Genomic DNA, 25149 nt, shown 5'->3' on the forward strand with positions numbered 1-25149 from the left:
GCCTTTATCATACCTATTATAACTTAATACGTCTTATACTTGTTTAAAGTCAAGATAGTATTGCACCAATTTTTAGACATAAAAAAGTGTGCTTTACCACTTGAAAATTAGGTAGTAAAGCACACTTTTTTTTATTTGAAAGAAAATTAATTTTTCTTTATCCTGTATGTTATTCTTCTGTTTGTAATTACTGTATAATTTTCAATCATGCTAAAAGGTGAAAATTCTGATGTTGAATTAGATAATGTAGACGTTGATGTTATGTAATTACCCACATTTATAGGTATTGACATAGGTATTGAAAACTTAAACTTATTTGTATTATCAGTGTTGTTATCCAAATCAGTATATGGTGTTACCATTGAAAACAAATCTGCCGCACTACCCTCGGTAACTGTAACAACATAAACTTGACCTTCACCGTAATCTGTAGATAAACCCAATTGATTATCTCCTTCGGTCGCTGTACCTTGATTTACATCGGTTAAAAATATTTCAATGGTAGCTCCTGGGCGTGACCAACCTTCTACCACTAAATTACCTCCCGACATAAATGCACCAGATATTATAGGAAAGTTTATTAAGCCATTAGGACCTGAATCTAAATCACCTAAATAATTTAAGGTGACTCCATCTCCCAGAGCATCTGATAGATCCAAATCAATACCTAAAGCAGGACTTGTAGTACCGTTAGCATAAATTGAATTTTGGGAAATTAAATTTCCGCTAGTAGTACCACCAGAAACAACAATTCCTGAGCCACCGTTAGACGCTATTAAATTTTTTGAAATGGTTGAATTATTACCGTCTAGTTTGATTCCTGCATTAGCAATGACTCCAGCACAAAGACCTCCGTTTTGTCCTGAAGTTAAAATGGTATTTTCATTAATCATTAAATTACCTGCATAGCCATCAGCATCAATACCAATTGCACCTGCTTTTTGAATTAAATTGCCAGTAATAGTAATACCTGAACCATTTTGAATCGTAATATTATCAAAGCACTCCAATGTACCGTTTTCTGTAATTTGATTTGCTTGAATTAGCGTACTCGTACCACCATTAATTAAAATACCTGCATCTGAAGCTGTAGCAATATAGTTATCGCTTATTACTATTTCACCACCACAACTTCAACGCCATAATCAATATTTCCAGAATTATTACCTAGCGCATTTACCCCAATAAGGTTATTTGTAACTAAAGCGCTACCAGAATTCGAACGAATACCTGCATTGTTATTTGCATAAACCGATACATTTCTAATTGTGGTATTTTGGGCTGCAATTCTTATGACGTCGCCTGCATTTCTATGAATCTGAATTTCCGGATTGTCGTAATTAGGTAATGTAATTGCCGAAACCCCAACTGTAGAGCCTCCAAGACCTGTCGTGCCAGTATTTGTATTTCCAGAATACGCGGTTTGTGTTCGTCCATCAAAACTTGTTGTATCATCTATAATTATAGATAGTGCAGAAGTATTGGGTATAAATATATCAAAACGACCTGATGCATAATTTGTATCAGCAACCCTACCCTGAGCATCACCTGAAGGTGGTATCATAAAAATAGATACATCTTCACCTGCTATTGGGTCAAATATTGAATTCGCCTCTATATCCAAACCTGTATTTCCTAGCGCATTTGAGTTGACTATAAATTGTTGTAATGACCCTTGCCCGTCAAAATTAGTATTAACAATGGTATTGAAGTTATAGCCAAAGTCTATATTACCAATTCCACTAAAAGCTATTACTATTGAGGATACACTTTGTGCTCCCAATAATATTCCCTCACCTGTATCTGTACCTGAAGGATTGGCACCACCCACCTCATTTATTACTGGGTTAAGTGTGGTTCCATCATAAGATGCTCTAAAAGTTTGAATTGGATAACAACTTACACACACGGCACCGCCCCCTCTATTTGATACCACACTAGAATTTATGACTCTAATAGAATAAGTTCCATTTGGCATACCCCCAAATGCATAATCTCCTGTACTATTCGTTATTGCAGTTTCAGATAGAGTGCCTAACGAATCATAGAGTTCTACAGTGGCTCCGGAAATAGCAATACCAGCTGAATTAATCTCATTTCTGCCATCACCCCCAAGGTAATTCACATCTTCAAAAACGGTACCTGAGATTAAATTCGAAGGCACTTTTAATAATACCGCACTAGAAATTACTAAATCTTGCCCTACATCTACATTGGCAGTAACTTGCGTATCTCCATTAATAATAAAGGAAGAGATATCATAGGTGTCTAAATCCAACCCAAAGACACCACTGTTATTAACACCTGAAATTCCATCATAAATTGTAGAGTTATAAGCATTGTTACCAGTTTGACCTCCGTCTCCGGAAAGCACAGTGGTAAGACCCAATTGATTAGTAATTGACAGTTCTTCGGGATTTGTTGATCCTGCACTAGAGCCATCTAATGTTGCATCCCCTTCATAAGATAAAAATGTTGCTTTACTACCCGTTGGGCTAATCGCAAAGAAGTTTTCTAAGGTAAACGAAGTTCCCGCGTTCTGGGTAATATCAAAACCATAATATAGCTGTAAAGTAGACGCCGGTAAAGAATCCTCTTCATAAAATATCATTAAGGACCAAGCTCCCAATACAGTTGCTGAGCTGCAATAATCGCTGCCATTATCTATATTCAAATCTGTTACATCAAAAATGTTAGTGGTTGGATCAGCAATATCATCAACAATATCTGTCACTTCTGCTATATAACCATAAAATTGACGATTAGTGAACAAGGCTCCATATATTAAATCAGCCTCTACCGACTGCCCTTCAAAGGTTACAAAATTATCAGGATTAGGGTTGGAATGCGACCAATACAAATAGGCTTTTTTAATGGATGAACCAGCAGGTATAGTTGAAGTGATCAAGCTAGAAGATGTTGTTGAAATAGAACATGGGTCAACCGTGTTGGATTGCGTTCTAAATGACCCACCTGCTACCGAATAGTCAAAACTACCACTTAAATCATCATATAAAGTTAATGGAACATCATTAGGTATAGGCGGATCCCCATCAATTATGGTCGCTGTTCCAAAATTGGCAATATCTACACCATTAGTGGTGTTTGAAAGTACTAAGAAAAAGTTCTCGCTGTTTTCTCCAAAAGAGTTATCTATCAGGTTTACAGTTACAATTTGCGACTGTCAGGCAGTTCCAGTAAAGGAAAGAGTTCCGTTGGTTGCGATATAATCAAAAACAGTAACTGCAGTGCCATCTGTAGTGGCATAATCTACAGTAAATGGGCTTGTATTTCCTCCATTATAAGTGACAGTAAAAGATGCTGTACCGTCTTCTTCTGTAACCGTAACATCACTTACCGTTAAATATGTCGAAGAACCTCTAAATCTTACTTGTGTTCTAGTACCCCCATTTGTTGATTGACAATTGAATTGATTTAATAAAATTCTTACTTGCCCATTTATAGGAGAAATAAAGGAAATTTCTGACTGTGTGGTTCCGCCAAAATCATCATTAAAATCTATAAAATTTGCACTAGTATCGTGTATGGTAAGTTGCGTATCCCAAGTTGAGAGACCTAAGGTTGAAACCGTGTAAAAACCACCAGCAACTACGTTCATTCTAAAGTATTCCCCACCTCGAAAACTTCCAGTAAATTGATTCGTATTAGTTGGTGTAACAATTGTGCCTGTATCATTTCCTCCAAAAGGGCACTGACCGTAAGTATAACTAAAGGACAATACTACTATTAAAAATATATTTACTAAGCTCTTCATAATTCAATTGTAAATTAACCCAGATTCTGATGATGAGTATATTGGGTAAATCTATTATGAATTAATGAACCTAGTAAATATTTGTTGTGTACACCTAAATTACTAACATGTGAGACTATAATTTTGCTGTTTACCGATGAATAGTAGAATTCATTGGGGTTATGATAACATTACTTCAAAGACAAACCTGTTTCAAAAGGAGATAGTAATATGAGCATAAAAAATGAGGAGCATCTAATAAAAAGATGCTCCTCATTTACCACTAATTCTAATTACTATTCTAAAATTATAAACTCTGATCTTCTATTGATATCGTGTTTAGCCGCAGAACACTTAACCCCATCTGAGCACTCGTTCAATAATTTAGTTTCACCATACCCTTCACTTACCAATCTGTCTTTCGATATGCCTTTTTTGATCATATAATTTACAGTTGACTCAGCTCTTTTTTGAGATAACCAAAGATTATAAGCTTCTGGGCCTCTACTATCGGTGTGTGCATTCACCTTAAGTTTTAAACTGGGATATTTCTCAAGCGCGGCAATTACTTTTTCAATTTCTACCTCAGAATCTTTTCTGATATTATATTTATCAAAGTCAAAATAAATAGTACTTAGCTGAAGTAATTTGGCTAAATCATCACCAAAACCAGCTGTAATTTGATCTCTTTCTAGGTAAAAATCTATGATTTTTGGCTTTCCATCAGATATTCCTATATACTCTTCGAAAGGCACATAACCTTCCATTAATGCTCTTACAAAATTGCCTTTATTACAATCTAGCTCTAAACTATAGTTTCCGTCAGAATCTGTAATTGTTGATAGTAACTCTTCATTGCTTTCATCGATAACCTTGATAGTTGCACCTACTAAAACCTCATTAGAAATTTTATCTCTTACGGTACCGGTAATTTTTTGAATACAGTCAAATTCTAAAGGTCTTGTTTCTGTAAAACTGTAAATATCATCATAACCCAAACCTTCTTCTCGATTTGATGCTACGTAGCCTGTTCTTAATTCTTCATTAAAAATAAACGTGAAATCATCACTGTTACTATTTACAGGTTTACCAACATTTAAAACTTTGCCGGTAAAATCTCCCCTTTTAATTTTAGTTGCAAAAACATCTAAACCCCCAAGCCCTGGATGACCATCTGAAGAAAAATATAATATTTCTTCACTTGTAATGTAAGGGAAAGTTTCTCTTGCTTCTGTATTAATGTTTGAACCTAAATTTTGAGGCGTACCAAACGAACGATCTTCATTAATAGCAACCATATACAAATCGGACTCGCCCAATGTACCTGGCATGTCTGAGACAAAATATAATGTCTTTTCATCAGGACTCAAAGCCGGGTTTGCAACAGAATAAGAATTACTATTAAAAGGCAACTCTTCGACTTCTCCCCAAATACCCTCATCTGTTAATACAGCTCTTAAAACCTTTAGTCTAACTATACCTTTATCGTCTTTTACGGTTTTCCTCTTTTCAGTGTTATTTCGTGTAAAATATATTGTCTGCCCGTCTTTAGTAACTACAGATGTAGACTCGTGGTAGCGAGTATTTACATTTTCATCTAATTTTTTTACATGATTTATAGATGAGCTATCCGCATTTACTTCATATAAATCTAAAAAGTCTTTTGCGTTCCAAGTATGACGATATCTCGCAAAATTACCTGTGTCTCTATCAGAAGAAAATATTAATCCCTCTTTATAAAATGAAGGTGCAAAATCTGAATATGGAGAGTTATATTCAAACGGACCTAAGTTATATCTGCCAGAATTTTTCTCAATTTCTGACATAAAATCACGGTCGTCATTAAATGCATTCGCACGACCATCACTTTTTGTGATTTCCATAAATTTATTCATGACATCACTTGAAGCATCATAATCGCCTAAAGTTTTAAGAGACTGCGCATATTTAAAATAATCTTCTGCAGTTATTTCTGCCGAATACTCTGCTACTAGTTGCTTATAAGTTTCAGCAGCATCTTTATAATCGGCGTTATAATAGTATGAATTACCTAATTTTCTTAGTAAATCTGCCGATACAAATCCTTTATCTAATACCTTTTTATAAATATCTATTGCCGGACTAAAAGAATACGAATCGAACTTTTCGTTTCCTTTTTGAATAAGACGTTCTTGAGCTTTAGTTAATCCGTGAAAGAATAACAACAATACTAAAATAAACTTGAATTTATGTTTCATATATAAGTTTGCCATTTAGAAAAAACGAGGTGAAACCAATCTTTGAAATGATTTTACCAATTCATATCTTAAGAGAACTTCAAATGATCCATCGTTGAATTGAGTACCTCCCAAATCTGTTGTTTCTCTATCATATGCTAGACCAATCATAAATTGGTCTGAAATTTGGAAACCCGCCATTGCACTTACGGCAGCATCCCATCTATATGCTGCGCCAAAAGTAAATTTCTCATTGAACATGAAGTTTGCAGAGAAATCAACCTGTAATGGTGCTCCCCCAACAACTTTAGTAAGTAACGCAGGCTTAAATTTTAAATTCCCATTTAAATCAAAAACGTACCCAGTAATTAAGTAGAAATTAATTCTCTCTTTTGATAAAAACTGTACACTATTAGCATCTCTTTGAGAATTATCGAAATGTTCTGTTTGAAACAAATTCGGAGCTGAAAGTCCCGCATAAAAAGCATTGGAATGATAATAAAGACCTACACCAACATTTGGTGAAAATCTATTTTCTATATTATCAGCATCAACAGGTTCAGAATCAAAATTACGAAGTTGATTAAAATCTAAGTTTAACAAGTTACCGCCCGCTTTTAGTCCAAAAGACAATTTACCCTCTGCCGAAACATCAATAGTATAAGACACCACAGCATCGAAGTATGTTTCTTGAACCACGCCATTCCCTATCTCATCATTAACAATCGAAACACCATAACCAAGTTTACTATTTCTAATAGGTGACTGAATATTTAATGTTTGGGTTTTTGGTGCTCCTTCCAGACCTACCCATTGAGATCTATATAACCCTGTAATGCTTAACTGGCCTCTAGAGCCCGCATAAGCCGGATTGACGCTCATTGTATTGAACATATACTGAGTATACTGCGCATCTTGCTGGGCAACGGCGCTACTAAACATTAGCAACAAACCTCCAAACAGGATTAAAAACTTATTTTTAATATTCATATTTTATACTATTATCTACTAATATACAGATATTCACTATCTACTTTATTTACTCCTTCAAAGGTAGTATAATCAAATATATAGAAATATATTCCGGCCGGAAGATAATCATCTGTACTTAACGTAGACCTACCTCTTGATCTACCATCAAATACATTATTTTGATTATTGTAATTTTCACCTTCGTAAACAGCAACTCCCCATCTATTAAATATCTTTAAAGTGCTGTTGCGAATCTTATCTACACCTCTAATGAATAAGAACTCATTTCTACCATCTCCATTTGGTGTTACCATTTGATTTACTTCAATTGGGTCGTCGTCTGTTTCTGTAGGATTATTATCAACAACTATAATTTCTACCGTAGCCGTGTCACAATTTCCTTCCACATCACATACCGTATATTCTATAACATCGGTTCCTTCAAAACCATCGTTAGGTGTATATGTAATCGTATCATCAGAAATATCATCGGGAGTTCCCCCATCATTGATTTCAACAGTACCGTTTGATGGGTCTGTTACAGTTAACGTACCATCTGTCGGAATACCAAAATCATTATCTAAAATATCAATGTCGATTGGAGTATCTATTGGTGTAGATACTGAATCGTCTACAACATCTAGAGCTATCGGTTCACCTACAGTAATTGTTACAGTTGCCGTGTCACAATTACCTTCTGCATCACATACCGTATATTCTATAACATCGGTTCCTTCAAAACCATCGTTCGGAGTATACGTAATCGTATCATCTGAAATATCATTGGGAGTTCCCCCATCATTGATTTCAACAGTACCGTTTGATGGGTCTGTTACAGTTAATGTTCCATCAGTAGGAATACCAAAATCATTATCTAAAATATCAATGTCGATTGGAGTATCCATTGGTGTAGATACTGAATCGTCTACAACATCTAGAGCCACCGGTTCACCTACAGTAATTGTTACAGTTGCCGTGTCACAATTACCTTCTGCATCACATACCGTATATTCTATAACATCGGTTCCTTCAAAACCATCGTTAGGTGTATATGTAATCGTATCGTCAGAGATATCATCTGGAGTTCCTCCATCATTGATTTCAACAGTACCGTTTGATGGATCTGTTACAGTTAATGTTCCATCAGTAGGAATACCAAAATCATTATCTAAAATATCAATTTCTATTGGAGAATCGACAGGTGTTGCTACAGAATCGTCTACAACATCTAAAGCTACAGGTTCACCTACAGTAATAGTTATCGTAGCCGTATCACAGTTACCTTCAGTATCACAAACCGTATACTCGATAGTTTCCGTTCCTTCGAAACCATCATTTGGTGTATATGTAATCGTATCGTCAGAGATATCATCTGGAGTTCCTCCATCATTGATTTCAACAGTACCGTTTGATGGATCTGTTACAGTTAATGTTCCATCAGTAGGAATACCAAAATCATTATCTAAAATATCTATATCGGTTGGAGTAGCTACTGGGGTAGAAACCGAATCATCTACAACATCTAGAACTACTGGCGTACCACTATCCGGGTCTAAATAATCAGGTGTACCATCATTATCGGTATCGTCATTTGTAGGATCACCATCATTGTCAGCATCCTCGTCAGGTGTATATATTCCGTCACCGTCATCGTCCAAATCTCTATAGTTAACATCTTCGGTACCATCGGTATCAGGTAAATCGTTCGCAGGATCGTTGATCTCATCGTTGACATCGAAACCGTCATTAACATCTGAACCTTCATAACCATCGTCCAATCCATCACCATCGGTATCTACACCTGTAAAAGTTTGATCAGGGATTCCATCAAAATTGAAATCGTTACCCTCATTATTATCTGGAACAGAATCGTTGTCACTATCCAAATCAAAGTAATCAACATTGTCAGTTCCATCTGTATTTACTGGCGTAAGTCCTTCGGGATATGCACTATTCACACCATCGTTAGATGTATATGTAGCAGCATCGTCGTCGTTTGGCGCAATATATCCGTCAGTAGTCTGAGCCTCTACGTTATCTGGAATTCCATCGTTATCGCTATCAATATCCAAATGATTTGGCTTTCCGTCATTATCTGAATCTAATGGATTAGTTAAAGGATTATTGTCTCCATCTAAATTAGAATCTTCAACCGTATCCAATATTCCATCATTGTCATCATCAAGGTCGGCACTGTCAGGAACTCCATCGCCATCTGTATCAGGACCTGTATTGGTGTCCGGATCTAAATAATCAGGAGTACCATCATTATCGGTATCGTCATTTGTAGGATCACCATCGTTGTTAGCATCCTCGTCAGGTGTATCAATACCATCACCGTCATCGTCCAAATCTCTATAATTTACATCTTCAGTACCGTCGGTATCAGGCAAATCATTTGCAGGATCGTTGATCTCATCGTTGACATCGAAACCGTCATTTACATCAGATCCCTCATAACCATCGTCCAATCCATCACCATCGGTGTCAACATTTGTAAAGGTCTGGTCAGGGATTCCGTCAAAATTGAAATCGTTGCCCTCATTATTATCTGGAACAGAATCGTTGTCACTATCCAAATCAAGGTAATCAACATTGTCGGTTCCATCTGTATTTACTGGCGTAAGTCCTTCGGGATATGCACTATTAACACCATCGTTAGAAGCATACGTAGCAGCATCGTCGTCGTTTGGTGCAATATATCCGTCAGTGGTCTGAGCCTCTACGTTATCTGGAATTCCATCGTTATCGCTATCAATATCTAAATGATTTGGCTTTCCGTCATTATCTGAATCTAATGGATTAGTTAAAGGATTATTGTCTCCATCTAAATTAGAATCTTCAACCGTATCCAATATTCCATCATTGTCATCATCAAGGTCGGCACTGTCAGGAACTCCATCGCCATCTGTATCAGGACCTGTATTGGTGTCCGGATCTAAATAATCAGGAGTACCATCATTATCGGTATCGTCATTTGTAGGATCACCATCATTGTTAGCATCCTCGTCAGGTGTATCAATACCATCACCGTCATCGTCCAAATCTCTATAATTTACATCTTCAGTACCATCGGTATCAGGCAAATCATTCGCAGGGTCGTTGATCTCATCGTTGACATCGAAACCATCAATTACATCAGAACCTTCATAACCATCGTCCAAACCATCGCCATCGGTATCCACACCGGTATAGGTCAGGTCAGGTATTCCGTCAAAATTGAAATCGTTGCCCTCATTGTTATCGGCAGCAGAATCGTTGTCACTGTCTAAATCTCTATAATCAGGCTCTGAATCACCATCAGTATTAACCATGTCAACACCTTGATCTCCTGATCCTTCATAAGCATCGTCAAGACCATCTTTATCGCTATCTAAACCTGATGGAGGCATATAGCCGCTAGTCGATTGTCCTTCAACATTATCTGGTATGCCGTCATTATCAGAATCGATATCTCTATAATCTGGCTTTGAGTCATCATCTGAATTAAATTGAGGTTCAATACCTCCTTGACCATATACTTCATCTAGACCATCACGCGTGCTATCAATACCATCTGGTGCAACATAACCAGCAGTTGATTGAGCTTCATAATTATCTAAAATTCCATCATTATCAGAATCTATATCATGAAAATCAGGAATTCCATCACCGTCAGTATCTATAGGAGACAACCCAGCTTCATAAGAATCATCAATACCATTGTTATCATTATCACCAATTGGCGGAATATACCCTTCAGAAGTTTGAGCCTCTACTTTATCTTTAATACCATCATTATCAGAATCAAAGTCTCTATAATCAGGGTATTGATCACTATCGGAATTAATGGGAACTATACCAAAACCAAAACTACCTTCATAAGCATCATCTAAACCATTTTGGTTCACATCGATACCTAAGGGAGCAACATATTCCAGATAAGGTTGAGACTCAACATTATCACGTATTCCATCAATGTCAGAATCGACATCCAAAAAATCTACAATTGCAGCTCTATCAGAGTTTATGGGAATAATTCCAAATCCGTAAGAACCTTCATATGCATCATCTAGACCATTGTTATTATTGTCTACTCCTAAAGGTGCAACATATGACGACGTGCGTTGACCCTCGTAATTATCCAATATACCATCTCCATCAGAATCAATATCCAAATAGTTAGGAATACCATCTCCATCTCTATCTGAGGGATTGGTCAAAAAATTGCCATCTCCATCTTCATTTTGATCTTCCATTGTATCCAGAATACCATCATCATCTTTATCAATATCTTCTACAGATTGTTCAAACACCTGAATAGATGGAATTTTCTCCTTAGATTCTAATGCAAAGATCTGATTTCCGAAAAGAAAAATAATTGATAGACTGAATAGAAATGAAAATCTTTCGGTTCTATAACCGTAAATTTTTATAAAAGTAATTTTACCCATAAGTGTTAGTGTTTTACTAATCACCATGGCATTTTGTAGTGTTTTTAATATTCGCTTTTAAGAAAGTGGGGCAATCTTATTAAACGTTGCTAAGATAAATCATAATTGAATCAACTCAAATTCTTTTTCGATTAACCAAGGAATTAAATAGGTAATCGACAGAAAAAGAAGTCTTTTTAATTAAGAATATTTAACATTTCAATTTTATTTACGATGAAATCTTAGTAAAAGATCATAGAATATTGAAAATATTAACCTTTAAAAATCTAACAACCACTTAATAAAACAAATACAAAAAAATAACAATTTAAAATTATCATACCTACAACCTAAATGTTAAGAATTGAATTTATATTACTTTTGCACAAATTTTGTATATGACCTTTAAGCAAGAAATAGAACGCAGAAGAACCTTCGGAATAATTTCTCACCCAGATGCAGGTAAAACTACATTAACTGAGAAATTACTATTATTTGGTGGTGCGATACAAGAAGCAGGTGCTGTGAAAAATAATAAGATTAAAAAAACAGCAACTAGTGATTTCATGGAAATTGAAAGACAACGAGGTATTTCTGTTGCCACTTCTGTTCTTGCATTTAATTATAAGAATAAGAAAATTAATATTCTTGACACCCCTGGTCATAAAGATTTCGCAGAAGATACTTTTAGAACGTTAACTGCAGTTGATAGTGTTATTGTTGTTATCGATGTTGCAAAAGGCGTGGAGGAACAAACGGTTAAATTGGTTGAAGTTTGTAGAATGCGTAAAATACCGATTTTGGTATTTATAAATAAAATGGACAGAGAAGGTCAAGATGCTTTTGACCTACTTGATGAATTAGAGCAAAAATTAGGTCTTTCTGTAACTCCTTTAAGCTTCCCCATAGGTATGGGATATGATTTTAAAGGTATCTACAATATTTTCGAGAAGAATATAAACCTATTTAGTGGCGATAGTAAGAAGAATATTGAAGAGACAATAGCCTTTGATGATGTAACCAATCCTGAGTTAGATAAAATTATAGGAAGTAAGGCAGCAACGGAATTAAGAGATAACCTCGAATTGGTTAGAGGTGTTTATCCTGATTTTGATAAAGAGCTTTATTTGAAAGGAGAACAACAACCTGTATTTTTTGGATCTGCACTAAATAACTTCGGAGTAAGGGAGCTTTTAGATTGCTTTATTCAAATTGCCCCTACTCCACGCTCAAAGAATGCTGAAGAACGCCTTGTAGAAGCTAACGAAAAAGAAATGACAGGTTTTGTCTTTAAAATTCATGCTAACATGGACCCTAAGCACAGAGACCGTCTTGCATTTATAAAAATCGTCTCTGGTACTTTTGAGCGTAACAAACCATACTTACATGTAAGGCATGGTAAAAACCTTAAGTTCTCGAGTCCTAATGCATTTTTTGCCGAAAAGAAAGAAATAGTAGACATCTCTTATCCTGGAGACATTGTAGGTTTACATGATACAGGAAACTTTAAAATTGGAGATACATTAACTGAAGGTGAAAATTTACACTACAAAGGCATACCTAACTTCTCTCCTGAACATTTCAGGTACATTAACAATGCAGACCCTATGAAGTCTAAACAACTAAATAAAGGTATTGATCAATTGATGGATGAAGGTGTTGCCCAATTATTTACCTTGGAATTAAATGGTAGAAAAATAATAGGAACTGTAGGGGCATTACAGTTTGAAGTGATACAGTATAGACTAGAGCATGAATACGGCGCAAAATGTAGCTACGAAAATTTTAATGTATATAAAGCTTGTTGGGTTGGTACCGAAAATAGAAAAACAGATGAATTCAAAGAATTTGAACGTGTAAAACAAAAATTTTTAGCAAAGGATAAAAAAGGACAATTGGTATTCTTGGCCGATTCACAATTTTCGCTTCAAATGGCAAAGCAAAAATATCCATCGGTAAAACTTCATTTTACTTCTGAATTTGAATAAAAAAATCCCAACTTATAAAGTTGGGATTTTTTTTATGCTTCACCAATCGGACCAAAATTCATTGGTATCGATGGCTGCTCATAATCTTTTATAGTACCATTAGCTTTTTCAAACCGCTGTACATTATCATTCAATGCTTTTAAAAACTTCTTAGCATGTTGCGGAGTAAGTATAATTCTACTCTTGACCTTTGCTTTTGGAGCTCCAGGCATCATACTAATGAAATCAACTACAAATTCTGAAACTGAATGATTGATAATAGCTAGATTAGAATAAATACCTTCTGCCATCTTCTCGTCCAATTCAATATTTATTTGCTTTTGATTCGGATTCTTATTGCCACTCATACTTTTATTATATTAAAAAAATAACCCCCAAATAAAATTTGAGGGTTATTATAAAATTAGAATCTTAATGCCTCTTTTCTGGCCATTATTTCATCGTATTCTTCCTTTGATCCAACGATAATGCTATCGTAGTCTCTCATACCCGTACCAGCCGGAATTTTATGACCAACGATTACATTCTCTTTAAGACCTTCTAAATAATCTATCTTACCATTTACAGCAGCTTCATTTAAAACTTTAGTCGTTTCTTGGAACGATGCTGCAGAAATAAACGATTTCGTCTGTAGCGATGCTCTAGTAATACCTTGAAGAATTGGAGTTGCAGTTGCCGATACAGCATCTCTTGCTTCAACCAACGCCTTATCACCACGTCTTAATAGCGAATTCTCATCTCTCAACTCACGAGGAGTAACGATTTGACCTGCCTTAAGGTTAGCAGAATCACCTGCTTCCATAACTACTTTCTTACCGAAAATCTCATCATTTTCCGTAATGAATTCATCTTTATGAATCAATTGATTCTCTAAGAAGATAGTATCACCTGGATCTTGAATTCTTACTTTACGCATCATCTGTCTAACAACTACTTCGAAGTGCTTATCATTAATCTTTACACCTTGTAACCTATAAACTTCTTGAACTTCATTTACTAAGTACTGTTGAACAGCAGAAGGACCTTTAATTGCTAAAATATCTTCTGGTGTAATTGAACCATCTGATAATGGCATACCAGCTCTTACATAATCGTTCTCTTGTACTAAAATCTGATTAGAAAGTTTTACAAGATATTTCTTCACTTCACCTAATTTAGATTCAATGATGATTTCTCTATTACCTCTCTTAATCTTACCAAAAGAAACAACACCGTCAATTTCAGAAACAACAGCAGGGTTAGATGGATTTCTCGCTTCGAATAATTCAGTAACTCTTGGTAGACCACCAGTAATATCACCCGCTTTTGCAGATTTACGTGGAATCTTAACCAAAATTTTACCTTCTTTAATCTTATCGCCATCATCGACCATAATATGCGAACCTACCGGTAAGTTATATGAGCGTAATGTTTCTCCTTTAGCATCTTGAATCAATAATGTTGGAATCAACTTCTTGTTTCTAGATTCAGAAATAACTTTTTCTTGGAAACCTGTTTGCTCATCAATTTCAACTTGGTACGTAACACCTTGATCAATATTTTCATAAGCTATCTTACCTGGGAATTCAGAAACTATAACACCGTTATATGGATCCCAAGAACAAATAACATCTCCTTTATTAACCTTAGCGCCGTTTTCAACAAATAACTGAGAACCATAAGGTATATTACCAGTACTTAAAGTAATACCTGTTTTAGCATCAACAATTTTTATTTCACTTGTTCTAGAAATTACAATTTCAGCAGGCTGACCATCTGATCCTTCTCCAGTAACTGTTCTTAAGTCTTCAATCTCGGCAACACCAGAGAATCTTACTTCTAACTTATTATCTTCAGAAATGTTACCAGCAATACCACCCACGTGGAATGTTCTAAGTGTAAGCTGTGTACCTGGCTCTCCAATTGATTGAGCAGCTACAACACCTACAGCTTCACCTCTTTGTACCATCTTATTTGTAGAAAGGTTTCTACCATAACATTTAGCACAAATACCTTTTTCGGCTTCACAAGTCAATGCAGAACGAACTTCAACTTTCTCGATTGGGGAAGCTTCAATTCTTTTTACATCTACTTCCATTATCTGTTGACCACCACGAAGAACTAATTCTTCTGTCATTGGGTTATAAACATCATGTAATGATACACGACCTAAAATTCTTTCCCCTAAGCTTTCAACAATCTCTTCATTCTTTTTAAGTGCCTGAACTTCAACACCTCTTAGAGTTTCACAATCTTCAGTGTTAATAATTACATCTTGAGATACATCTACCAACCTTCTTGTTAAATACCCAGCATCTGCCGTTTTCAAAGCGGTATCTGCAAGACCCTTACGTGCACCGTGCGTTGAAATAAAGTATTCTAAAATCGAAAGACCTTCCTTAAAGTTAGAAAGAATCGGGTTTTCAATAATTTCACCACCACCTGCAGTAGATTTTTTAGGCTTAGCCATTAATCCACGCATACCGGTCAACTGACGAATTTGCTCCTTAGAACCCCTTGCACCAGAATCAAGCATCATATATACAGAGTTGAAACCTTGTTGATCCTCACGAATACGTTTCATGGCTAACTCTGTCAACTGTGCGTTTGTCGATGTCCAAACATCAATAACCTGATTATATCTTTCATTGTTTGTAATAAGACCCATGTTGTAGTTGGCCATAATACCATCTACTTGAACATTTGCCTCACCAATCATATCCATTTTCTCAGCAGGAATAATAATATCCCCTAAACTAAAGGATAATCCACCTTTAAAAGCGAACTCATAACCCATCGTTTTAATTTTATCTAAGAAAGCAGCGGTAACTGGTACACTTGTAACAGCCAAAATATCACCAATGATATTTCTTAAAGCTTTCTTATTTAAAACTTGGTTGATATAACCAGCTTCTTCAGGAACGAAATTGTTAAATAATACACGACCAACAGTGGTAGGTATAATTTGATTAACCAATTCCCCTTCTTCATTAAAGTCTTTAGTTCTAACCTTAATACCTGCGTTAAGGTTTACTTTACCTTCATTAAAAGCAATTTCTACTTCTTCAGGTGAGTAAAAAGTTAACCCTTCACCAATAACTGGTACTTCTGGTGTTGATTTACGCTCTTTGGTCATATAATACAGACCCAATACCATATCCTGTGATGGTACCGTAATTGGAGAACCATTCGCAGGGTTTAATATATTCTGAGAAGCAAGCATTAATAATTGCGCTTCTAAGATTGCCTCTGGCCCTAATGGTAAGTGAACCGCCATTTGATCCCCATCGAAATCCGCATTAAATGCAGTACATGCCAATGGGTGAAGACGAATCGCTTTACCTTCTATTAATTTAGGCTGGAAAGCTTGAATACCTAAACGGTGTAATGTAGGGGCCCTGTTTAATAAAACTGGGTGACCTTTCAATACATTCTCTAAGATATCCCAAACTACAGGCTCTTTTTTATCTATAATTTTTTTCGCAGATTTAACTGTTTTTACAATTCCTCTTTCAATTAGTTTTCTAATTACGAAAGGCTTGTACAATTCAGCAGCCATATCTTTTGGAAGACCACATTCGAATAAGTTCAATTCTGGCCCTACAACAATTACCGAACGTGCAGAATAATCAACACGCTTACCAAGTAAGTTTTGACGGAAACGACCTTGCTTACCTTTTAAAGAATCTGAAAGAGACTTTAATGGTCTATTAGATTCAGTTTTTACAGCAGATGCCTTTCTTGTGTTATCGAACAAAGAATCTACAGCTTCTTGAAGCATACGTTTTTCATTACGTAAAATTACTTCTGGTGCCTTAATCTCAACTAATCTTTTTAAACGGTTATTACGAATAATTACCCTTCTATAAAGATCATTTAAATCGGAAGTCGCAAAACGACCACCATCTAATGGCACTAATGGACGTAATTCTGGTGGAATAACCGGAATTACCTTCATAATCATCCATTCTGGCTCGTTTTCTCTATTCTCTTGAGATTCTCTTAGAGCTTCTACAACCTGTAAACGCTTTAACGCCTCAGTTTTACGTTGCTTAGAAGTTTCTGTATTTGCTTTATGTCTAAGCTCAAAAGAAAGTTCTTTAAGATTGATTCTACCTAACAAATCAATTAAACACTCTGCTCCCATTTTAGCGATAAACTTATTTGGGTCAGAATCTTCTAAGTACTGATTTTCTTGAGGAATAGTTTCTAAAATATTTAGATACTCTTCTTCGGTCAAGAAATCCATTTTCTGAATTTCTTCTCCTTCAGGACCTTTAGCAATACCCGCTTGAATTACTACATAACGTTCGTAGTAAATAATCATATCCAATTTCTTGGAAGGTAAACCTAATAGGTATCCTATTTTGTTAGGTAAAGAACGGAAATACCAAATGTGAGCAACTGGCACTACCAAGTTGATATGACCTACACGATCTCTACGTACCTTCTTCTCTGTAACCTCTACACCACAACGATCACATACGATACCACGGTAACGAATACGTTTGTATTTACCACAAGCACATTCGTAATCCTTAACAGGACCAAAAATACGCTCACAGAACAAACCATCACGTTCTGGTTTGTGAGTTCTATAGTTAATTGTTTCAGGCTTTAAAACTTCACCTCTAGATTCTGCCAAAATAGATTCTGGCGAGGCTAATCCTATTGAAATTTTATCGAACCTTTTTATTGGGTTATTATCTTTTATTCTAGCCATAATAGCGTGCTGATAATGTTTTAATTTGTTTTACTTAATAGTCTTCAATATAAAATATTGAACTATTCCTCAAGTCTAATATCCAAACCTAATCCCTTAAGTTCGTGCATTAAAACGTTGAAAGATTCTGGTAAACCAGGCTCAGGCATTGTTTCACCTTTAACGATCGATTCATAAGTTTTAGCTCTTCCGATGACATCATCAGACTTCACTGTTAAAATCTCACGTAAGGTTGCCGATGCACCATAAGCTTCAAGTGCCCAAACTTCCATCTCTCCAAAACGCTGACCACCAAATTGAGCTTTACCACCCAAAGGTTGTTGTGTTATTAATGAATATGGTCCTATAGAACGAGCATGCATCTTATCATCTACCATGTGTCCAAGTTTCAACATGTAAATCACACCAACTGTTGCTGGTTGATCAAAACGTTGTCCAGTTCCACCATCATATAAATATGTATGTCCAAATCTTGGAATACCAGCTTCGTCGGTATACTCATTAATTTGATCTAAAGTCGCACCATCAAAAATTGGTGTTGCATACTTTCTACCAAGCTTAAGACCTGCCCAACCTAATACTGTTTCATAGATTTGACCAATGTTCATACGAGATGGTACACCTAACGGGTTTAGAACGATATCTACAGGAGTTCCATCTTCTAAGAACGGCATATCTTCATGACGTACTATTCTAGATACAATACCTTTGTTACCATGTCTACCTGCCATTTTATCACCAACTTTTAGCTTACGCTTTTTAGCAATATATACTTTGGCTAATTTCATAATACCAGCCGGTAATTCATCACCAACAGATATTGTAAACTTATCTCTTCTCAAGTTACCTTGTAAATCGTTAAGTTTAATTTTATAGTTATGAAGTAAATCAGCAACTAATGTATTTGTATCATTATCTGTTGTCCAGCTTCCACCAACTAAGTGAGCGAAGTCATCTACAGAATTTAACATTTTCATTGTGTACTTCTTACCCTTAGGTAATACTTCTTCACCTAAATCGTTAAGAACACCTTGAGAAGTTTTACCATTTACTATAGTAAATAATTTCTCAACAAGAACATCTTTCAATTCTTGGAATTTTACTTCGTATTCCAATTCAAGCTTAGAAAGTTCTTCTTTATCTTCTGAACGTTTTCTCTTATCCTTTACAGACCTAGAGAATAATTTCTTATCAATTACTACCCCTCTTAACGAAGGTGAAGCTTTTAACGAAGCATCTTTTACATCGCCAGCTTTGTCACCAAAAATAGCACGTAATAATTTTTCTTCAGGTGTTGGATCAGATTCCCCTTTTGGAGTAATCTTACCAATTAGAATATCGCCAGGTTTTACCTCGGCACCAATTCTAATCATACCATTTTCATCAAGATCTTTGGTTGCCTCTTCTGAAACGTTTGGTATATCATGTGTAAGTTCTTCAGCTCCTAATTTGGTATCTCTAACTTCCAAAGAATACTCATCAACATGTATAGATGTGAAGATATCTTCACGAACAACTTTTTCAGAAATTACGATCGCATCCTCAAAGTTGTATCCTTTCCATGGCATAAATGCCACTACAAGGTTTCTACCTAGTGCTAATTCACCTTTTTCAGTTGCATAACCCTCACAAAGTACTTGCCCCTTCTTAACTCTATCTCCTTTTTGAACAATTGGCTTTAGGTTAATATTGGTTCCTTGGTTTGTTTTTCTAAACTTGACAAGGAAATAGGTCTTACTATCTTCTTCAAAACTGATTAATCTTTCTTCATCGCTTCTATCATACTTGATAGTAACTTTTTGAGCATCTACATACTCAATAACCCCATCGCCTTCTGCATTGATCAATACTCTTGAATCTGATGCTACTTGACGCTCTAAACCTGTACCAACAATCGGTGATTGTGGTTTCAATAAAGGAACAGCCTGACGCATCATGTTTGATCCCATCAAAGCCCTGTTCGCATCATCATGTTCCAAGAATGGAATCAGAGATGCAGATATAGATGCAATTTGATTAGGAGCAACATCGGTATACTGAATTTCTGACGGATCTACAACAGGGAAATCTCCTTCTTCTCTTGCAATAACCTTTTCAGCATCAATAGTACCATCTTCTTTCATTGGAATGTTCGCTTGCGCAATTTTCATTCCTTCTTCTTCCTCTGCACTTAAGTATGTAAAGTTCTTATAATCAACAACAGAATTTGTTACTTTTCTATATGGTGTTTCTAAGAAGCCCATTGGGTTTACTTTAGCAAACACAGACAATGAAGATATCAAACCAATGTTTGGACCTTCAGGAGTTTCAATAGGACATAAACGACCGTAGTGTGTATAGTGAACATCACGTACTTCGAAACCTGCACGTTCTCTAGATAAACCACCTGGACCTAATGCCGAAAGTCTTCTCTTGTGCGTAATCTCTGCTAATGGATTCGTTTGATCCATGAACTGAGATAACTGATTCGTACCAAAGAAAGAATTAATTACAGAAGACAATGTCTTTGCATTAATTAAATCAATAGGTGTAAATACCTCATTATCACGAACGTTCATACGCTCACGAATAGTTCTAGCCATACGAGCTAAACCTACACCAAACTGTTGAGATAATTGCTCACCAACAGTACGTACACGACGGTTAGAAAGGTGATCAATATCATCAATCTCTGCTTTAGAATTGATTAATTCAATTAAATATTTAATAATAGTTATGATATCTTCTTTGGTCAAAACTTGTTTGTCCATTCCAATATCCAACTGTAATTTCTTGTTCATTCTGTAACGACCAACTTCACCTAAGTTGTAACGTTGATCAGAAAAGAATAATTTGTCAATAATACCACGTGCTGTCTCCTCATCTGGCGGCTCAGCATTACGCAATTGACGGTAAATATGTTCAACGGCTTCTTTTTCAGAATTCGTTGGATCTTTTTGAAGTGTATTATGAATAATTGCGTAATCAGATTGCGCATTATTTTCTTTATGTAAAAGAATAGTCTTTACATCAGCATCAATTATTTCAGTAATGTGCTCTTTTTCAAGAATTGTATCTCGATCAAGAACAATTTCATTACGCTCAATAGAAACTACCTCACCAGTATCCTCATCAACAAAATCTTCATGCCAAGTGTTCAAAACTCTTGCCGCTAATTTGCGACCAAGCACTTTTTTAAGTCCGGCATTAGAAACTTTAACTTCTTCCGAAAGGTCAAAAATCTCTAATATATCTTTATCACGCTCAAAACCAATAGCTCTGAACAATGTAGTAACCGGTAATTTTTTCTTTCTATCGATATAAGCATACATAACGCCATTAATATCGGTAGCAAATTCTATCCAAGAACCTTTAAAAGGAATTACCCTTGCAGAATATAATTTTGTTCCATTTGCATGGAATGACTGTCCAAAGAACACACCAGGAGAACGGTGTAACTGAGAAACAACAACCCTTTCTGCACCATTGATAACAAAAGTACCACTTGGAGTCATGTAAGGAATCGTACCTAAATACACATCTTGTACGATTGTCTCAAAATCCTCATGTTCAGGATCAGTACAATACAACTTTAAACGTGCTTTTAAAGGAACGCTGTAAGTAAGACCACGTTCGATACATTCTTGAATAGAATATCTTGGTGGATCTATAAAATAATCTAAAAATTCCAATACAAACTGATTTCTTGTATCAGTGATCGGAAAGTTTTCCATGAAGGTGTTATAAAGACCTTCGTTACCTCTTTCATCTGACTTAGTCTCTAGTTGAAAAAAGTCTTGGAAAGATTTAATCTGAATATCCAAGAAATCCGGGTAATCCGGTGTGTTTCTTGCGGAAGCGAAGCTTATTCTTTCAGTATTATTTGTGAACATCTACGGACAGTGTTTTGATCGTGAGTACTAAATGAGTAGTATACCTCTTAATATACCTAATTCTATAAAAAGGCTTAGGTCTAACCGCAAAAAGCGAGAAGACCTAAACCAAAAATAATATGGTTGTTGCTATTATTTAAGCTCAACTTCTGCTCCAGCTTCTTCCAATGATTTTTTGATACCTTCAGCTTCGTCTTTAGTAACACCTTCTTTAATTGCTTTTGGTGCGCTATCAACGATATCTTTCGCATCTTTCAAACCTAAACCAGTTAATTCTTTAACCAATTTAACAACTGCTAATTTAGAAGCACCTGCTGCTTTCAAAATTACATCGAATTCAGTTTTCTCTTCTGCTGCTTCACCAGCATCTCCACCACCAGCTGCTGCCACTGCAACTGCTGCTGCTGCAGGCTCAATACCGTATTCATCTTTTAATATAGTAGCTAACTCGTTTACTTCTTTTACCGTAAGGTTAACCAATTGCTCTGCGAAATCTTTTAAATCTGCCATTTTCTATCGTTTAATAAAATTTTTAAAATATACTTAGTTAATTGTGCGTTCTTATCTTTCAGATAATGTTTTAAGGATTCCAGCAAGTTTACCACCACCAGATTTAAGTCCTGAAATAACATTCTTGGCTGGAGATTGTAACAATCCAATAATTTCGCCAATCATTTCTTCTTTAGACTTAATGCTAACTAAAGCATCCAAGTTTTCATCACCTATGTAAATTGCTTCTTCTACAAAAGCTCCTTTTAATAAAGGTTTTTTAGATTTCTTTCTAAAGTTCTTTATCAATTTTGCAGGGGCATTGGCAACATCAGAAAACATAAGAGAAGTATTCCCTTTTAATGTTTCTGGTAATTCACCAAATTCTTTGTCTGAAGCTTCCATTGCTTTTGCAAGCAATGTATTCTTAACTACAGCTAGTCTAATATTAGCTTTAAAGCAAGCTCTTCTTAAATCAGAAGTTGTACCTGCATCTAAACCTGAAATATCAGCCACATAAATTGTGGTGCTATCTGCCAACTGCGTAGTCAAATCTTTTATAACGTTTGCTTTTTCTTCTCTTGTCATACTTTTAATTTTTAACTACCAGCTGTTAAACTGACTTTGGATCTAATTGCAAACTAGGGCTCATTGTACTAGACATGAAAATAGTTTTCATGTAAACACCTTTTGCCGCTGTTGGCTTCAATTTATTCAAAGTATCTAACAACTCCTTAGCATTATCCGCGATTTTATCAGCAGAAAAAGAAGCCTTACCAATCGCAGCATGTACGATACCTGTTTTATCAACTTTAAAATCTATCTTACCTGCCTTAACTTCAGCTACAGCTTTAGCCACATCCATAGTTACAGTTCCTGTTTTTGGATTAGGCATTAAACCTCTTGGTCCCAAAACACGACCTAAGGGACCTAATTTACCCATTACACTTGGCATTGTGATAATTACATCAACATCTGTCCAACCGTTTTTAATTTTTTCCAAATACTCATCTAACCCTACATAATCAGCACCTGCTTCTTGAGCCTCTGCTTCTTTGTCTGGTGTTACCAAAGCTAAAACCTTAACATCTTTACCAGTACCATGAGGTAGCGTAACTACACCACGTACCATTTGATTAGCTTTCCTTGGATCTACACCCAAACGAACTGCTAAATCTACAGATGCGTCAAATTTTGTATTGGTTATCTCTTTTATTAAAGCTGAAGCTTCAGAAACAGAGTATAATTTATCTTTCTCTATTTTAGAATGCGCTTCTTTTTGCTTCTTAGTTAACTTTGCCATTTAATTACTTTTAAGATTTTAAAAAGGTTTCTTTCCTGCTACCTTCATACCCATAGAACGTGCAGTACCCGCTATCATACTCATAGCAGATTCTACTGTAAATGCGTTAAGGTCAACCATTTTATCTTCGGCTATTGCCTTGATTTGGTCCCAGGTAACACTACCTAATTTTACTCTGTTAGGTTCGCCAGATCCTTTTTTAATCTTAGCCGCTTCCAATAGCTGAATTGCCGCCGGTGGAGTTTTTACAACGAAGTCGAAAGACTTGTCTTTGTAAACGGTGATAACAACTGGTAATACTTTACCTGGTTTATCCTGTGTACGAGCATTAAACTGCTTACAGAATTCCATAATGTTAACACCAGCAGCTCCTAAGGCAGGTCCAACCGGTGGCGATGGATTCGCTGCACCTCCCTTAACTTGTAGTTTAACTACTTTACCTATTTCTTTTGCCATTGTTTAAAATTAAATTGAAAGTGTGTTTTCGGAAGCAACACTACTTTAATTATATGTATGTAACACTTATATTAATACTTATACTTTCTCTACTTGCATATAGCTAAGCTCTAATGGTGTTTTTCTACCGAAAATTTTCACCATAACCTCAAGCTTACGTTTTTCTTCATTTATCTTCTCAACAGTACCATTGAAGCCATTAAAAGGACCATCAATTACTTTTACCGTCTCACCAAACACAAATGGGATAGCTACACTATCTGTATTCACAGCTAGTTCATCTACCTTACCAAGCATTCTGTTTACTTCATTTCTTCTTAATGGAACAGGGTCACCCCCTTTAGTTTCCCCTAAAAACCCTATAACATTTGTTATAGATCTGATTATGTGAACCATTTCACCACCTAAATTGGCTTTTACCATAATATATCCAGGAAAATAAACTCTTTCTTTGTTTATTTTCTTTCCATTTCTGATTTGCACAACCTTCTCGGTAGGAACAAGAACATCTTCTAAATAGTCAGAGAAACCATGACGCTCTACTTCACTCTCAATGTATCCTTTGATTTTATTCTCTTGACCACTAACAGCTCTTACAACGTACCATTTTTTTTCTAATACTTCTGACATAGTCCTATTTAGTTTAAAACGTAGTTGAAATAAGATTTAATCACTTTACTAAAGACCGTATCTACACCCCAAGTAGCCAAAGCAAAAAGGATAGAAAACACAGCTACAATAACCATCAAGTTTGATGATTCTGCACGTGATGGAAGAGTAACACTATTCCTTAACTCTTCAACGGATTCTTTTATATATGTGAACATTTAAATTCTGTTTTACAATTTCAACAAATAGGATATCTCACCCAAACTCTATTGCTGCACGGGAGGAGAGACTCGAACTCCCGACACCTGGTTTTGGAGACCAGTGCTCTACCAACTGAGCTACACCCGTATGAACGATGAACTTAATCACCTATTCT

16 protein-coding genes and 1 tRNA gene are annotated in these 25149 nt (G+C 35.7%); 1 reads left to right on the plus strand and 16 read right to left on the minus strand.

The window, feature by feature from the left end; all coding sequences use genetic code 11:
• Positions 1-146: 146 nt before the first annotated feature.
• From ACPF9A_RS03740 to ACPF9A_RS03765, 6 genes are all read right to left on the minus strand, one after another.
• The gene (locus ACPF9A_RS03740; protein WP_424004417.1) at positions 147-1118 is read right to left on the minus strand and encodes a right-handed parallel beta-helix repeat-containing protein; all 972 of its coding nucleotides are present in this window, start codon (positions 1116-1118) and stop codon (positions 147-149) included.
• The gene (locus ACPF9A_RS03745; RefSeq protein WP_424001786.1) at positions 1115-2908 is read right to left on the minus strand and encodes an SdrD B-like domain-containing protein; all 1794 of its coding nucleotides are present in this window, start codon (positions 2906-2908) and stop codon (positions 1115-1117) included. Before ACPF9A_RS03745 ends, ACPF9A_RS03740 begins: the two co-directional genes overlap by 4 nt.
• Before the next feature lie 276 nt (positions 2909-3184).
• Entirely contained in the window at positions 3185-3775 is a 591-nt protein-coding gene (locus ACPF9A_RS03750; RefSeq protein ID WP_424001788.1) for a Calx-beta domain-containing protein, read from the minus strand.
• A gap of 275 nt (positions 3776-4050) precedes the next feature.
• Entirely contained in the window at positions 4051-5991 is a 1941-nt protein-coding gene (locus ACPF9A_RS03755) for an OmpA family protein (protein ID WP_424001789.1), read from the minus strand.
• 15 nt (positions 5992-6006) lie between these two features.
• On the minus strand, positions 6007-6960 hold the full coding sequence (locus tag ACPF9A_RS03760; RefSeq protein WP_424001792.1) for a PorP/SprF family type IX secretion system membrane protein: 954 nt from the start codon (positions 6958-6960) through the stop codon (positions 6007-6009).
• Between the two features lie 11 nt (positions 6961-6971).
• Positions 6972-11375, minus strand: a complete 4404-nt coding sequence (locus ACPF9A_RS03765; RefSeq protein ID WP_424001794.1) for an Ig-like domain-containing protein — start codon at positions 11373-11375, stop codon at positions 6972-6974.
• Between the two features lie 377 nt (positions 11376-11752).
• Between ACPF9A_RS03765 and ACPF9A_RS03770 the strand changes: the two genes are divergently transcribed.
• The gene (locus tag ACPF9A_RS03770) at positions 11753-13342 is read left to right on the plus strand and encodes a peptide chain release factor 3 (RefSeq protein WP_424001796.1); all 1590 of its coding nucleotides are present in this window, start codon (positions 11753-11755) and stop codon (positions 13340-13342) included.
• A 32-nt stretch (positions 13343-13374) separates the two neighbouring features.
• Here the strand turns inward: ACPF9A_RS03770 and ACPF9A_RS03775 are convergent, their stop codons facing one another.
• From ACPF9A_RS03775 to ACPF9A_RS03820, 10 genes are all read right to left on the minus strand, one after another.
• Positions 13375-13689: a DUF3467 domain-containing protein gene (locus ACPF9A_RS03775; RefSeq protein ID WP_424001798.1), complete on the minus strand. Its 315-nt coding sequence runs from the start codon at positions 13687-13689 to the stop codon at positions 13375-13377.
• A 56-nt stretch (positions 13690-13745) separates the two neighbouring features.
• Positions 13746-18044, minus strand: coding sequence for a DNA-directed RNA polymerase subunit beta' (gene rpoC / locus ACPF9A_RS03780; protein WP_424001800.1), 4299 nt, complete (start codon positions 18042-18044; stop codon positions 13746-13748).
• Positions 18045-18106: 62 nt separating this feature from the next.
• Positions 18107-21916 carry a DNA-directed RNA polymerase subunit beta gene (gene rpoB, locus ACPF9A_RS03785; RefSeq protein WP_424001802.1) on the minus strand — a complete coding sequence of 1270 codons (3810 nt, stop codon included), beginning with the start codon at positions 21914-21916 and terminating at the stop codon, positions 18107-18109.
• Between the two features lie 132 nt (positions 21917-22048).
• On the minus strand, positions 22049-22426 hold the full coding sequence (gene rplL, locus ACPF9A_RS03790; protein ID WP_424001804.1) for a 50S ribosomal protein L7/L12: 378 nt from the start codon (positions 22424-22426) through the stop codon (positions 22049-22051).
• Positions 22427-22477: 51 nt separating this feature from the next.
• Entirely contained in the window at positions 22478-22993 is a 516-nt protein-coding gene (gene rplJ / locus ACPF9A_RS03795) for a 50S ribosomal protein L10 (protein WP_133688830.1), read from the minus strand.
• A gap of 25 nt (positions 22994-23018) precedes the next feature.
• Positions 23019-23708: a 50S ribosomal protein L1 gene (gene rplA / locus ACPF9A_RS03800; RefSeq protein WP_424001806.1), complete on the minus strand. Its 690-nt coding sequence runs from the start codon at positions 23706-23708 to the stop codon at positions 23019-23021.
• 18 nt (positions 23709-23726) lie between these two features.
• Positions 23727-24164 (minus strand): 50S ribosomal protein L11, encoded by a 438-nt coding sequence (gene rplK / locus ACPF9A_RS03805; RefSeq protein WP_133688828.1) that lies wholly within the window; start codon positions 24162-24164, stop codon positions 23727-23729.
• 78 nt (positions 24165-24242) lie between these two features.
• Complete coding sequence (gene nusG, locus ACPF9A_RS03810) at positions 24243-24794, minus strand: transcription termination/antitermination protein NusG (protein WP_133688827.1); 552 nt, start codon at positions 24792-24794, stop codon at positions 24243-24245.
• Positions 24795-24802: 8 nt separating this feature from the next.
• Entirely contained in the window at positions 24803-24991 is a 189-nt protein-coding gene (gene secE / locus ACPF9A_RS03815) for a preprotein translocase subunit SecE (RefSeq protein ID WP_133688826.1), read from the minus strand.
• Between the two features lie 57 nt (positions 24992-25048).
• Positions 25049-25121 (minus strand) — tRNA-Trp (locus ACPF9A_RS03820).
• Positions 25122-25149 lie beyond the last annotated feature (28 nt).

Source organism: Maribacter sp. IgM3_T14_3, from assembly GCF_049603095.1.
Classification (GTDB): Bacteria; Bacteroidota; Bacteroidia; order Flavobacteriales; family Flavobacteriaceae; genus Maribacter.